The 14,045-nt window shown below is 61.6% G+C and carries 12 protein-coding genes; 9 read left to right on the forward strand and 3 right to left on the reverse strand.

The features are described 5' to 3' along the window. Nucleotides 1–196: 196 nt before the first annotated feature. From HMPREF2743_RS10590 to HMPREF2743_RS10625, 8 genes are all read left to right on the forward strand, one after another. Nucleotides 197–1,630 (forward strand): alpha/beta hydrolase, encoded by a 1,434-nt coding sequence (locus tag HMPREF2743_RS10590; RefSeq protein WP_070818786.1) that lies wholly within the window; start codon nt 197–199, stop codon nt 1,628–1,630. Nucleotides 1,631–1,667: 37 nt separating this feature from the next. Further along, nucleotides 1,668–2,747, forward strand: a complete 1,080-nt coding sequence (locus HMPREF2743_RS10595) for an alpha/beta hydrolase (RefSeq protein WP_070527659.1) — start codon at nt 1,668–1,670, stop codon at nt 2,745–2,747. 84 nt (nt 2,748–2,831) lie between these two features. Continuing rightward, nucleotides 2,832–4,190 (forward strand): M1 family metallopeptidase, encoded by a 1,359-nt coding sequence (locus tag HMPREF2743_RS10600; RefSeq protein ID WP_070744945.1) that lies wholly within the window; start codon nt 2,832–2,834, stop codon nt 4,188–4,190. Nucleotides 4,191–4,249: 59 nt separating this feature from the next. Next, nucleotides 4,250–5,254, forward strand: a complete 1,005-nt coding sequence (rfbB, locus tag HMPREF2743_RS10605; RefSeq protein WP_070527665.1) for a dTDP-glucose 4,6-dehydratase — start codon at nt 4,250–4,252, stop codon at nt 5,252–5,254. A 6-nt stretch (nt 5,255–5,260) separates the two neighbouring features. Beyond that, a complete protein-coding gene (locus tag HMPREF2743_RS10610; protein WP_070744939.1) occupies nt 5,261–6,625 on the forward strand; it encodes a sugar nucleotide-binding protein in 1,365 nt (454 codons plus the stop codon). A 106-nt stretch (nt 6,626–6,731) separates the two neighbouring features. Next, nucleotides 6,732–7,598 carry a glucose-1-phosphate thymidylyltransferase RfbA gene (rfbA, locus tag HMPREF2743_RS10615; RefSeq protein ID WP_070744937.1) on the forward strand — a complete coding sequence of 289 codons (867 nt, stop codon included), beginning with the start codon at nt 6,732–6,734 and terminating at the stop codon, nt 7,596–7,598. Nucleotides 7,599–7,745: 147 nt separating this feature from the next. After that, a complete protein-coding gene (locus HMPREF2743_RS10620) occupies nt 7,746–8,615 on the forward strand; it encodes a DsbA family protein (RefSeq protein WP_141761413.1) in 870 nt (289 codons plus the stop codon). An 81-nt stretch (nt 8,616–8,696) separates the two neighbouring features. Continuing rightward, nucleotides 8,697–9,491: a cytochrome c biogenesis CcdA family protein gene (locus tag HMPREF2743_RS10625; RefSeq protein ID WP_070744935.1), complete on the forward strand. Its 795-nt coding sequence runs from the start codon at nt 8,697–8,699 to the stop codon at nt 9,489–9,491. A 14-nt stretch (nt 9,492–9,505) separates the two neighbouring features. Here the strand turns inward: HMPREF2743_RS10625 and HMPREF2743_RS10630 are convergent, their stop codons facing one another. From HMPREF2743_RS10630 to HMPREF2743_RS10640, 3 genes are all read right to left on the reverse strand, one after another. Further along, on the reverse strand, nt 9,506–10,141 hold the full coding sequence (locus tag HMPREF2743_RS10630) for an MBL fold metallo-hydrolase (RefSeq protein ID WP_070744933.1): 636 nt from the start codon (nt 10,139–10,141) through the stop codon (nt 9,506–9,508). After that, the gene (locus HMPREF2743_RS10635; protein WP_070818787.1) at nt 10,142–11,293 is read right to left on the reverse strand and encodes an S-(hydroxymethyl)mycothiol dehydrogenase; all 1,152 of its coding nucleotides are present in this window, start codon (nt 11,291–11,293) and stop codon (nt 10,142–10,144) included. Nucleotides 11,294–11,356: 63 nt separating this feature from the next. After that, nucleotides 11,357–12,172, reverse strand: coding sequence for a GDSL-type esterase/lipase family protein (locus HMPREF2743_RS10640; protein WP_070561511.1), 816 nt, complete (start codon nt 12,170–12,172; stop codon nt 11,357–11,359). A 169-nt stretch (nt 12,173–12,341) separates the two neighbouring features. Here HMPREF2743_RS10640 and HMPREF2743_RS10645 point away from each other — a divergent pair, with 169 nt between their 5' ends. Further along, the gene (locus HMPREF2743_RS10645; protein WP_070818788.1) at nt 12,342–14,000 is read left to right on the forward strand and encodes an acyl-CoA synthetase; all 1,659 of its coding nucleotides are present in this window, start codon (nt 12,342–12,344) and stop codon (nt 13,998–14,000) included. Nucleotides 14,001–14,045: the final 45 nt, after the last annotated feature.

The following is a 14,045-nucleotide window of genomic DNA, read 5'->3' on the forward strand; positions in this document are numbered from 1 at the left end:
AAATTATGACACGGTTTCCACTTCAATACCACCATTCACTTTAATAACTTGGTATGTTTAATCTCGCTACCCTTATCTTCGGGGGTACTGAATTACCCGCCTATCAGTACTTTTACTCATTTCAAGGGTGGTTTGTCCGGAGCATCTCTTAAACTTGCCCCTACACTTCCGCTCATCATCAAGAAAGCGAGATTCCATGAAGATTGCGCGCTCTCTCACCACACTGGCGGCGGCCTCAGCCTTAGCCCTCGGCGCCGTTGTATCCCCTATCGCCAGCGCATCCGACATTGACCCGGCTCAGATCCGCGGTAACGCTGAAGAATCCCAGATTTCCGATATCGACCTCTACACCGAGCTCGAGGAGTACCTGCCCAAGGATGAGGCCGGTAACCCGTCGCCGTCTCGAGAGGAATATGAGGCTGCCCTTAACGACAGAAACACCAATTTCAGCCAACTCAAAATCAACACACTCCCGGACGAAAAGAAGTGGATGGGCTACGTCTTCAGGTACGGGGAATACCGTGAGTTGGTGAAGCCTCTTAAGGCCACCGCACCCGCAATGGACCGCGACGTTCCCCTTGCCGTACTCACCCCAGACGGCACCTTTGATGCTTCCCGCCCCACCATTTACTTGCTCAACGGTGCCGGCGGCGCCGAGCAGGGCATGGACTGGATTAGTTCCACCTTTGGCAAGGATCTCGATCCGAAGGCAAAGGGTGTGCAGCACCTGCCGTACTTCTACGCCAACCGCAACGTGAACGTCGTCATCCCGCAGGCGGGAGCTTTCTCCTACTACACTGACTGGCTGACCGACCCGAACAACGGCTACCTCAAGGGCCCGCAGAAGTGGGAGACCTTCCTGACCAAGGAGCTGCCAGGACCGCTGGAGGATCGCATTAACGGCAACGGCAAGCGCGGCATCGCCGGTATGTCCATGTCCGCTACCTCCTCGCTCGTGCTGGCACAGCACAACCCGAACTTCTACGATGCCATCGGCTCCTACTCCGGTTGTGCTGCCACCTCGGCCCCGCTGCCGAACTTCTACGCGCAGCTCACCGTGAACCGCGGTGGCGGAAGCACCGAGCAGATGTGGGGCGCGAAGGGCGGCGACTACAACCGCTACAACGATGGCCTGATCAACGCCACCGAGAACAACATGGGCGATTCCAAGGTCTATGTTTCCGCCAACTCCGGTTTGGCTGGGGCAACTGACTTGGGCTCGTCCAAGATTGATGCCTTGGGCTCATCCCAGGCCTTCAAGTCCTCCTCCACCCTCGTGGTTGAGGGCGGCGTCATCGAGGCAGCCATGAACGCCTGCACGCATGATCTAAAGGCAAAGATGGAGCGTGAGGGCGTTGACGCAGTCTTCAACCTGCGCAACACCGGTACCCACTCCTGGCCGGGTTGGTATGACGACATCAACTCCTCCTGGCCGACCTTCGCACGCGCCTTCTTTCCCGAGAATCCTTCCGCGCCGGTAGCGGCAACTTATGCAGCAGATGAGGGCACGAGCGCTAACGAAATGAACGCCGAAGCCGATATGCAGGATGCGAAACTGGATGAGGCAGAGGCGAACAACGACGCCCCCGCTGATTCCCTGCCAGTAGATACTGAGGCGACCGAGCGCTAAGCTCAATCGCCGTACCAACCGTTGATAAAGGAACGTTATGAAGCGTCTTAGCTCTCTCCTCGCCGCCGGCGCGCTCAGCGCAGCCGCGCTGGTCAGCCCCGTTGCGGGTGCTGCCACCATCACCCCACAGCAAGTTGCAGGTGACACTGCCCTATCCACTATCTCGGACCTACAAGTCACCCCGGAGGTCGAAAGCCAAAAGTGGTATGACAAATACAAGGATGACCCCCGAGTTCTGAAGCTGGAGGCTACCTCGCCGGCGATGAACGGCCGCGCTATTCCGCTGGCTGTTATCCCGGCCAAGAACCCGGACCGCCCGACGGTCTACTTGCTCAACGGTGCAGGCTCCGCCGAGCAGGACTCTGACTGGCTGAACATGTCCGATGCCGTGGACTTCTACGCTGAGAAGGACGTCAACGTAGTGGTTCCGCAGGCAGGCGCCTTCTCCTACTACACCGACTGGTTGGAGGAGCCCAACGGCAAGTACCTCAAGGGCCCGCAGAAGTGGGAGACCTTCCTGACCAAGGAGCTGCCTGGCCCGCTGGAGGAGCGTCTGAACGCAAGCAATAAGCGCGCCATTGCCGGCATGTCCATGTCCGCGACGTCCTCGCTGCTGCTTGCTCAGCACAACCAGGGCTTCTATGACGCAGTTGGTTCCTTCGCTGGCTGTGCTGCGACCGCCTACCCCACTGAGTACGAGTTCCTGCGTCTCACAGTGAACCGCGGTGGCGGCCAGCCGGAGCAGATGTGGGGGCCGATGGGTTCTGCCTACAACCGCTACAACGACGCCCTGATGAACTCCGAGAAGCTGCGCGGCACCAAGCTGTACATCTCCTCCGCATCGGGCTTCGCGGGCGAGCAGGACACCCCGTCCTACTACATCAACAAGGGCTACAGCCCGTTGACGGCATACATGGGATCAGCTCAGCTGCAGGTGGAAGGCGGCGTCATTGAGGCGGCCGTTAACCACTGCACCCACATGCTCAAGGCAAAGCTGGATAAGCAGAACATTCCGGCAACCTACAACTTCCGCAACGTGGGCACGCACTCCTGGCCGGGCTGGCGCGAGGACCTGGTGAAGTCCTGGCCCACCTTTGAGGAAGCCTTCAACTCCTAAATAGTGAGCGGAGCACGTCGCGGCGTGACGTGCCTGCTCCCCTGGCTTCGAATAAGCCAAACAGGGCGGTAGGATAGCGGCATTATGAAGCTGCTTTCTACCGCCCTTTCGCATATCTCGTCCGCCCGCGGCCACGCCGCGCCTTCCCGGGATAGCTACACGGGGGTGGATTTCAACATCGGCTTCGAGGTCACCCACTATGACTTGGACCTGACCTACCGCGTGGAGCCCAACATGCTTCAAGGCGAAGCTGTGCTCCATATTCGCGCACTGGAGGACGTGGACAAGCTCACGCTCGACCTCGGCGGTGCCATGGTGGCCCGCCGCATCACGGCGAAGCACGCGCCGCGCGTGGCCAAGTTCCGGCTGTCCGGCGGAAAGCTCCGACTGAACTTCGCCGACACAATTGCGGAAGGCCAGGAGTTTGAGCTGCACATTCGCTATGGTGGCTCACCCCGCCCGCTGCGCACGCCATGGGGTGAGATCGGCTGGGAGGAGACGGATTCCGGCTCTTTGGTGGCTAGCCAGCCCAACGGCGCACCCAGTTGGTTCCCGTGCGATGACACCCCGTCCGCAAAGGCCACCTACGATATTCGCATTACCGCCGACGATCCTTTCGTGGTCATCTCCAACGGCAAGCTGGTCTCCCGCCGCAGCGCAGGTGGCTCCATGACGCGCTGGCACTACTGCGTCAAGCACCCCATGGCCACATACCTCGCCACGGTCCAAGTTGGTGAGTACATCGAAATCCCGCTCGGGGCCAACGTCCGCGCGTGGGCGCCGGCCCGGCTCAAGCAGGTGGTGCTCGAAGAATTCGCTCAGCAGCAGGAAATGCTGGATTTCTATTCCACGCTCTTTGGCCACTATCCCTTCGCCGATTACCAGGTAGTCATCACCGATGATGAGCTAGAGATCCCGCTCGAAGCCCAGGGCCTGTCCATCTTCGGCTCCAACCACGTCAAGGGTGATCACGTCTTCGAGCGGCTCATCGCGCACGAGCTCTCCCACCAGTGGTTCGGCAACTCCGTGGGCCTGATGGAGTGGAAGGATATCTGGCTCAACGAAGGTTTTGCCTGCTACTGCGAGTGGCTGTGGTTCGAGCACGCGCATGGCCGCCCGGCACATGAATCGGCGCGCTCGCACTACCAGGTGCTGGCCCGCAAGAAACAGGACATTCTGCTCAGCGATCCTGGGACGCGCGATATGTTCGATGACCGCGTCTACAAGCGCGGTGCGCTGACCGTCCACGCGCTGCGCCGCCTCGTGGGTGATGAGGCCTTCTTTGCCACGGTGCGGGAGTACCTCACCGCAGCGCAGCACTCGGTGGTGAGCTCGGAGGATCTCATCAGCCGCATGCGCAAGGCTGCGGAGAACCCAAGTGACGTCGACCAGCTCCTAGCCCAGTGGTTGGATGAGCCGGAGCTGCCGCGCTTCCCGCTATAAATATCGGCCGCTTCATCCCGGCAGTCCCGTGATTAGTGCATGCTCTAGACTGGGAGACCATGCGCAGACTGCTTGTTACCGGCGGCGCCGGCTTTATTGGTGCAAACTTCGTGCGGCTCGTGGCCCAGCAGCGCCCGGAGGTGGAGATCACCGTCCTGGATAAGCTCACCTACGCGGGCAATCGCGCCAATCTCGACGGCGTGGACGCCGAGCTCGTGGTGGGGGACGTGGCGGATGAGAGGGTCGTCGACAAGCTCGTGTCCCAGGCCGATACCGTGGTGCACTTCGCTGCGGAATCCCACAATGACAACTCTTTGCGGGATCCTTCGCCTTTCCTCCACACCAACATCATGGGTACTTTCGTGCTGCTGGAGGCCTGCCGTCGCCACGATGTGCGCCTCCACCATGTCTCCACCGATGAGGTTTTTGGTGATTTGGAAATTGGCGCGGATACCTACTTCACCGAGGAGACTCCCTATAACCCTTCTTCGCCCTATTCGGCCACGAAGGCCGGTTCGGATCACCTGGTGCGCGCGTGGGTGCGCAGCTTTGGGCTGCGGGCAACCATTTCGAATTGCTCCAATAATTACGGCCCTTACCAGCACATTGAGAAGTTCATCCCGCGGCAAATCACCAACCTGCTTCTGGGCCAGCCCGCCAAGCTTTATGGCACGGGCGAGCAGGTTCGGGATTGGATTCACGTGGATGACCACAACGAGGCGGTGCTCGCCATCCTGGACCGCGGGCGCATCGGTGAGACCTATAACATCGGTGCCGACCAGGAGGACACGAACAACCGCCAAGTCATCGAGATGATTTGTGAGCTCATGGGGGCGACGGATGACGGTCAAGCGCGTTTTGAGCACGTGGCGGATCGCCCGGGCCATGACCAGCGCTACGCCATGGATGCCAGCAAGCTGCGCCGCGAGCTGGGATGGGCCCCGCGTTACACGGATCTGCGAGAAGGCCTGGCCGCCACCATTGAGTGGTACCGCGCCCACGAAGAGTGGTGGCGCGCGGGCAAGGAAGAAGTCGAAGCCAACTACGCAAAGCAAGGACAATAGATAGCCATGAAGGTGCAGTCAACGGCCATCGAAGGCCTGCTCATTGTGGAGCTGGACGTCCACGGCGATAACCGCGGCTGGTTCAAGGAAAACTGGCAGCGCGAGAAGATGGTGGCGGCCGGGCTACCGGACTTTCAGCCTGTGCAGAACAACGTCTCCTTCAATGCGGAGAAGGGTGTTACGCGCGGTCTGCACGCGGAGCCCTGGGACAAGCTGGTCTCCGTGGCTTCCGGCCGGGCTTTCGGCGCGTGGTGCGATCTGCGTGAGGGCTCGTCCACCTTTGGGCAGCTGGTGACCCACGAGCTGCGCGAGGACGTGGCGGTCTTCGTGCCGCGGGGTGTAGCCAACGGCTTCCAGGCGCTGGAGGCTTGCGCCTACTCCTACCTGGTCAATGACCACTGGTCCCCGGATGCGGAGTACACCTGCGTCAACCTGGACATGGTGGACTGGCCGCTGGAACCGACGGAGATCTCCGACAAGGACAAGGAGCACCCCGCGCTTGCCGACGTCTCCCCCATGCCCCCTCGCCGCATCCTGGTCACCGGCGCCAACGGGCAGCTGGGCCGCGCTTTAAAGAAATTCCTGCCCACCGCTGGTCTGGGCGCGGTGGAGTTCCGTGGGCACGAGGACTTCGATATCACCAACCCGCCTGCACGCCCGTGGAAGCAGTACTCCGCCATCATCAACTGCGCGGCCTATAACGATGTCAACGGCGCGGAGGACGATCGCGCCGCGGCTTGGGCGGTCAACGCTTCCGCACCGGCGAAGCTCGCGCGCATTGCGGCGGAGAATAACCTGACCTTGGTGCACGTCTCCAGCGATTACATCTTTGATGGTTCTAACGAGGTCCACTCCGAAGATGAGCTGCCCTCCCCGCTCTCGGCCTATGGGGCGTCTAAAGCCGCGGGCGATACCGCCGCGCAGACCGCCCCGCGCCACTATGTCATCCGCACCTCGTGGGTCTTCGGCGATGGCGCCAACTTCATGTCCACGATGCGCTCGCTGGCGAATAAGGGAGTCAAGCCCTCCGTCATCCATGATCAGCGCGGGCGCCCCACCTTTGCCGAGGACCTAGCGAAGGGCATCATCCACCTGCTCAAGATCCAAGCCGAGTACGGCGTGTACAACATCTCCAACTCCGGTGATGCGGTGGGCCGCGATGAGATTGCCATGGCCGTCTTCACCGGCGTGGGCCAGGATCCCGCCGATGTCACGCCAGTAAGTACTGAGCAGTACCGCGAGATTGCCGGGCCCGAAGCTCCTCGCCCGAAGGAGTCCACCTTCGACCTGTCCAAGATTGAAGCCACCGGCTTTAAGCCGATGAATTGGCGGGCCGCTTTGGCGCTCTACCTGGGTCTTTACCCGGCATAACACTCAACACTTCCCAGGTGTTATGTTAAGTGGGAAGTTAAGTGTTATGTTCGCCAGTCCGCGCCGCCGCACCCCGGCGTGAGCCCCTCCGTTAAGCTTGAAGCCCATGAAGGGCATCATTCTCGCAGGCGGTTCTGGAACCCGCCTCTACCCCATCACCAAGGGCATCTCGAAGCAGCTCATGCCCATCTATGACAAGCCGATGGTCTACTATCCTCTGACCACCCTGATTCAGGCCGGTATCCGCGAGATTCTCATCATCACCACCCCGGAGGACCAAGCAGCCTTCCAGCGCCTGCTTGGCGACGGCTCCCAGCTCGGCCTCATGCTGCACTATGCGGTCCAACCCCGCCCCGAAGGTTTAGCCCAGGCCTTCCTCATCGCGGAAGACTTCATCGCTGAAGATGACGTGGCCCTCGTCTTGGGTGACAACATCTTTGATGGCCACGGTTTCTCCACCGCGCTTAATGAGTGCAGCCACCCGGATGGTGGCATCATCTTCGCCTACGAGGTTTCCGATCCGCAGCGCTACGGCGTTGTCGACTTTGACTCCTCAGGCCAAGCCCTGTCCATCGAGGAAAAGCCCGCCGCACCAAAGTCCAACCACGCCGTGGTGGGACTGTATTTCTACGACAATTCCGTGGTGGAGATTGCCAAGTCCATCCAACCCAGCGCGCGCGGGGAGTTAGAGATCACCGCCGTCAACGAAGAGTACCTGCGCCGCGGGCAGCTGCGCGTCAAACGCATGCAGCGCGGTGACGTCTGGTTGGATACCGGCACGGTGGACTCCATGAGTGAGGCCTCGGCCTACGTCGAGGTGATGCAAAAACGCACCGGCACCGTCATTGGTTCGCCGGAGGTTGCTGCCTTCGAGGAAGGCTTCATCGATGCGGCAGCACTCACTGAGCTGGCCGAGCCCCTCCTGAAGTCCGGCTATGGCCGTTATCTCCTGGCCGCCGCCCAAGAGAGCTGAGCTCGAGGTACATATCGATCAAATAAGGGCCGAGAATCCGCGGGATCTGAGGCCTTATTTGATCGATCCGTACGTACTTAAGCAACCGTGCCCCGCAGGCGGGAGCCGCCATCACCCAAACCAGCCTAAACGCGTTAAGGTAATCGCATGCCTAGTTCATCCTCTCGCCCTACCAGTGATTCGAAGAAATCAGCGCTATCCACCATCAGCCCCGTGGCGTGGGGATTGTTGGTGATCATTGTAATTTTGGCCATCATCATTGGCTTCCTGCTGGCGGAGCGCAATTCTTCTGGCAAGGAAAGCACTCCCGCAGCACAGGAGACGACGACGAGCACGGCGCCTACCGAAGACCTGGCGAAGGATGCTGACAAGGCCACGCCCGGCACGAAGTTCTCCGATGGGAAGGGTGACCCGATGATGTTCGGGCCCGGCGGTGACACCATGTCGGGGGATATCACGGTGGTGCACCGCAAGAAGGAGAACGATCCTTTCGCCGTAGGCGCGGTGGATGCACCCGTGGTGATTTCGGAGTTCTCCGATTTCGAGTGCCCGTTCTGCTCCCGCCACGCTAATGTCACCGAGCCGGATATCCTTAAAAAGTACGTGGAAAAGGGCCTGGTGCGCATCGAATGGAATGACTTCCCCGTTAACGGCCCCGCCGCCGTAGAGGCTGCTAAGGCCGGGCGCGCCGCCGCGGCGCAGGGTAAGTTCCAGGAGTTCAAGCACGAGCTCTACACCGCTAGCAAGGACATCAGCGGCCACCCAGAATTCGGCATCGAGGACTTCATGAAGTTTGCCAAGAAGGCCGGCGTTGCGGACTTGGAGAAGTTCCGCCAGCAGGCCACGGATGACACCTACACCGAGGTCATCGAGACAGCCACCAGCTATGCGTCCCAGATTGGTATTACGGGTACCCCGGCCTTCGTGGTGGGAGATCAGTTCGTCAGTGGTGCGCAGCCCCTAGAGGTGTTTGAGCAGATCATCCAGGAGCAGCTGGGAAAGGCGGCCAATGCCTAAACCACCTCTGATTGTGTGGGTCTTCATCGCACTGGTTATCTTGACCGCATTCTTGGGCGGTTATGCAGTAGGGGTGAGCGTATGAGCATCGGAATTTTTGGCGCCGTCATCGCCGGTGTGCTGACTTTGATCAGCCCCTGTTCAGCGCTGTTGGTGCCAGCCTTCTTTGCCTATGCCTTTGAGTCGCAGCGCCAGCTGCTATTCAAGACCATGGTCTTCTTTTTGGGCCTGTGCACCACGCTCGTGCCCATCGGCATGGGCCTGGCCGCCCTGCTTGCGCAATACCGCAGCCAGGTCATCACGGTGGCGGGGTGGATCATCATCGCGCTGGGAGTCTTTACTGCCTTGGGAGGCGGTTTCCGCATCCCCGGCATGGATGCCCTGTCCGGTAAGGCGCGGGGAAGAGTATTTCTGCTCGGCGCGGTCTATGGCTTCGCCGGCTTTTGCGCGGGCCCGCTCCTGGGCGCTGTCCTCACCACGGCCGCCGCATCCGGCAGCGCACTCTACGGCGGGCTCATCATGGTGGCCTATGCCGCGGGCATGGCCGCACCGCTCTTTGTGCTGGCCGCGCTATGGGAGCGCCTCGATGTGGGTTCGTGGTCGTGGCTGCGCGGGCGCGAGGTGGTCCTCGGCCCCGTGCGCACGAACACCTTGTCCATTGTGTCGGGCGCGTTCTTCGTGCTCATCGGCGTGCTGTTTATCTTGAGCTATGGCAGCGCTACCCTACCTGCGGTCTTAAGCACGGATGCGCAGTTCGCGGTGCAAGAAAAAGCCCGCGCCTTCAGCGCGGGCGTGGCGGATGCGTGGGTCTGGTTCGGGCTTTCACTCGCTGCCACGGTGGCCGTGGGAGTGAAAGCAGCCCGCACCCAGGCCTAAGGTTTGCTTAAGGTCTAGTAACCGCGCGCGATGTACTCATCGATGCGCGCCGCCTCAGCACCAATGGTGGTCTCATCGCCGTGGCCCGGCAGGACGCGGGTCTCCGGCGGGAGGTTCAGCACGCGGTTGCGCAGGGACTCGATGATGACATCGAAGTCGGAGTACTTGCGGCCAGTAGCGCCCGGCCCGCCGTTGAAGAGAGTATCTCCCGACAGAAGCGTGGCCTTGTCCGCAATGTAGAGCACCACGCATCCCGGCGAGTGACCCGGCGTGTGGAAGACCACAAAATCGCTATCACCCACGGTGAAGAGCTGGTTATCCTCCAGCGGCACGAAGGTGGCGTCCTCGTGCGTTTCCTCCCACAGGGGGCGGTCATCCGGGTGCAGGTACACGGACACATCGAAGTGCTCGGCCACCTGGGGAGCAAGCTCACAGTGATCGTTGTGCGCGTGGGTGAGAATAACGCCCTTGACCGTGCGCTTTCCTACCTCTTCGATGACGCGCTCGGCGTCGTGGGAAGGATCGATGATGTAGCACTCGGCGTCGCTTGACGCGCTACCTGCGGCCAGGATGTAGACGTTATTGTCCACGTCCCACTCACCGCCATCCAGGCGGAACTTTCCTGAGGTTACAAACTGTTCAATGATCATTTACAGCTCCACTACGGATCGAAGTACCTTGCCAGCCTTCATGGTAGCGAAGGCCTCTTCCACGTCGTCGAGACCAATTCGCTCGGTCACGAAATCCCTGAGCGGGAAGCGTCCCTGCAAGGAGAGGTCGACGTACATGGGGAAGTCACGCTCCGGGAGGCAGTCGCCGTACCAGGAGGACTTGAGTGAGCCGCCGCGGCCGAAGAAGTCGATGGCTGGGACATCGAAGCGACTGGTGAGGTTCGGCACGCCCACCATGACCATGCGGCCGGCCAGGTCGCGGGAGTAGAAGGCCTGGCGAGTGGTGACCGGGATACCCACGGCATCGATAGCCACGTCGGTACCGAAACCATCGGTGAGCTCGCGGACTGCCTCGATGACCTCGTCCTCAGACTTGTCCTTCGACGCAATAGTGTGGGTAGCACCGAACTTCTTGGCCAGCTCCAGCTTGTCCGGGTCCAGGTCCACGGCGATGACCTTGGAAGCACCAGCCAACGCCGCACCGGCGATGGCCGCCATGCCCACGCCACCGCAGCCGAAGACCGCGACGGACTCGCCGCGCTTGACGTCCGCGGTATTCACCGCAGCGCCCAAACCGGCCATCACGCCACAGCCCAGCAGGCCCGCGGCGGCCGGATCCGCCTCCGGGTTGACCTTGGTGCACTGGCCTTCGTGGACCAGGGTCTTCTCGGCGAAGGAACCGATGCCGAGCGCCGGGGTGAGCTCAGTGCCGGCGTCCTTATCCCCGTCCGCGAGCGTCATCTTCGCGGAGGCGTTGTGGGTGTTGAAGCAGTACTTCGGCTCGCCCTTCTTGCAAGCGCGGCACTCGCCGCACACCGCGCGCCAGTTCAGGACCACGAAGTCCCCGACCTCGACGTGGGTAACAGCATCGCCCACGCGCTCGACGACGCCCGCCGCCTCATGCCCGAGCAGGAAGGGGAAGGCGTCCTCGATATCGCCATCGCGGTAGGCCAGGTCGGTGTGGCAGACACCGCAGGCCTGAATCTTGACCACGACATCGTGCTCGCGCGGGGCGGGCACGACGATGTTGACGGTCTCGACGGGCTCGCCCTTCGCGCGCGCAATCACGCCGCGAACAACCTCCGCACCTTGCTGGGAATCGTTTTCATTTACGTTTTCATTAACAGTCATGCTCGCGAGGGTACGCGAAAGGCCCGGGCGGCGTCGCCCGGGCCCAACAAGATTCAAATCCCTCTAGAAGCTAGCGAGGTGGTTGGCCACAAACTCGTGACCGCGCGCATTGATGTGCAGCGGCAGGTTACCCGGCCCCGCAGAGAAGTCCACCAGGCCCGCCCACAGGCGCTTGTCGGCGTCGGCACACATGCCGCGATCCCAGGTCATTGGCTTCATGTCCACGAACTCGGTTCCGGTAGCGCGCGCCAGGTCCACCTGCATCCACTGCGCGACGTTTTCATAGCGCTGCACCATCGGCAGGGCCGTGGCGTCGGCCGGCTTCGGGCCAAAGTGGAGGAGGCAGTAGCGGTCGCCCGAGCCGATGGTCGGGTAACCGACAATCTGGATGCGAGCGTTGGGGGCCGCCGCGCGGATCTTGTGGATCAGCGGCGCGTTGGCACCGACCCAGCGGGCGCGCAGGTCACCGTCGGAAAGCCCGGCGTTGTTGTACGTGTCATTGAAACCGCTGGAGAAGAGCACGCGCTGCGTATCCCCGCTGAGCGCGCCGCGGCGAATAGCATCGTCGATCTGCGCGTTCACCTGCGGGCCCTGAGACATGGACACAGCACCGGAGCAGGAGAAATCCGCCACCGGCATACCCAGCTTGGCGGCGGTGCGCTTGGCGTAGTTATTGCCAGACGGGCAGTTCAGGCTCGGGTTGCGCTGAGAAGAGCCCACCCGAGAGGCCAGGTAGGTATCAAGTTGCGGATCCGCCAGCACGGAATCACCAAAGGCGACGAGGTTTCGCTCGCCGGCAACTGCCTGCGGAGCTTGGGACAGGCCTACCGCCACGAGGAGGGAGGCGCAGAGAGCAGCGATGCGCTGAGTAGACTTCACGTGACTAACGTCCTTCCAAAAGAGTATGTTCTAGACCGAAACCATAATAGACTACGCTTGCGGTTGCAGCTTATGTAACAATAGCAACACCTTTAACAGGTTGTCGTTTTGATTATGGCGAGTCCGCCATCTCCGTAACCTCTTTTCCCCTCCTTTCGATGAGAACCTTATGAAGCTTTCTGATGTAACCTTCCACGCCGCCGCCCTCGCGCGCTTTATCCCCTCCCTGTTCCGCGCGGGCCTCATTAGCCCCGCCGGCGGCCCGCGGGCGGTGGCCCTGACCGCGCCGGTTCTGGCGCGCTACCGCTTCACCACCGCCCGCGAAGTGGAGCAAGCCTATCTGACCTGCCCAGAATGCCTGGCGCTTATCGACGATGACGGGGCACTCACCTACCGCCAACTGCGCGATCACTCTCGTACCTTCGCGCGCTGGCTGCTTTCTTTGGGGCTCGAGGAGATTCGCCTCGGTGTGATGGCCCGCAATGGCCGCGGCATTATCACCCCGCTAGCCGCCAAGGGCTATGCGGGGGCGCACATCTTTTTGCTCAACGTTGGTTCTTCCCCCGAGCAGCTCGCCGGATGCATCGAGGAAAACCGCATCAACGTCCTGGTCATCGACGATGAGTTCGTTGACCGCCTCGACAGCGCTACCCCCATTGATGGCCTGCACGTGGTCATTGGCCACGAGTCCGGTGAAGAGATTCCCGCTGAGCTGGCGCAGGCAGCAACGCTGCGCAAGATCGTGGAGAATCCGCGGGGCGTCGAGAAGCACAAGCTTCCCACCTGGCCCAAGCACGGGCATATCGTGCTGATGTCCTCCGGCACCACGGGCATTCCTAAGGGAATCATGCGCCCGGAGCCGACGCTGCCAGTGGTGGTCGCCTCCATCGTCGATGCGGTGCCGTGGCGCGGGGACCAAAAGGTGCAGATGACCGCCTCCATCTTCCACACGTGGGGCTGGGCCTGCCTCAACATCGCGCTGGGCCTGCGCAATACAATTGTCACCCGCCGCGTCTTTGACCCAGCGGCCGCACTCGATGATATCCAGCGCTACCAGCTCGATGGCCTGCTCTCCTCCCCCGTCTTCTTCCGCCAGATGGTCGAGGCGGACACGGATTCCCGCTTCGATACTTCGAGCCTGAAGTTCATTGCCTCCGCCGGGCACGCGCTGACCCCGGAGATTGTCAAGGAAACCCACGAACGTTTCGGCCCGATTCTCTGCAATGTCTATGGCTCCACAGAGCTGGCGCTGGCATCGACGGCCAGCATGGAAGAGGTGGCCAAGGATCCCACCATCGGCGGCAAGATTGCCTCCGGCACAAAGCTGCGCATCCTCGATGAGGAGGGCAATGAGGTTCCGCACGGCGAGGTCGGTGAGATCTACCTGACCAACTCCACCGCGCTCATTGGCTATACCAACCCGAAGATCCCGCTCAACAAGGTTGATGGCCTCATTTCCATCGGGGACCTGGGCTATATCGACCCCGAGGGCTACCTGCACGTGGTGGGCCGCGCGGATGACATGATCATCGTCGGCGGCGAGAACGTGCACCCGCAGTCGGTGACGGAGGTGCTCGAGGCCATGCCGGGCATCGCGGAGGTACATGCCGGCGGCGTGGAGGATGACACCACCTTCCAGCGCATCGCCGTGTGGGCAGTGACCACGCGCGATGCCCTAGGCAACACCGTGACTGCCGATAGCATCCGCACCTGGGTCCGCGAGAACCTCGCCGATCACTCCGTGCCGCGCGATGTCCACTTCCTGGACAAGTTGCCACGCAATGCCACGGGCAAGGTGGTGCCGCGCCTGCTGCACGGCACCGACTAGCCCACGCCTATTCCTCTCAAGGCATAGAACCCTCCGAGCCAAACT

Origin of the sequence: Corynebacterium sp. HMSC036D02 (assembly GCF_001836165.1) — a bacterium.
GTDB lineage: Bacteria > Actinomycetota > Actinomycetes > Mycobacteriales > Mycobacteriaceae > Corynebacterium.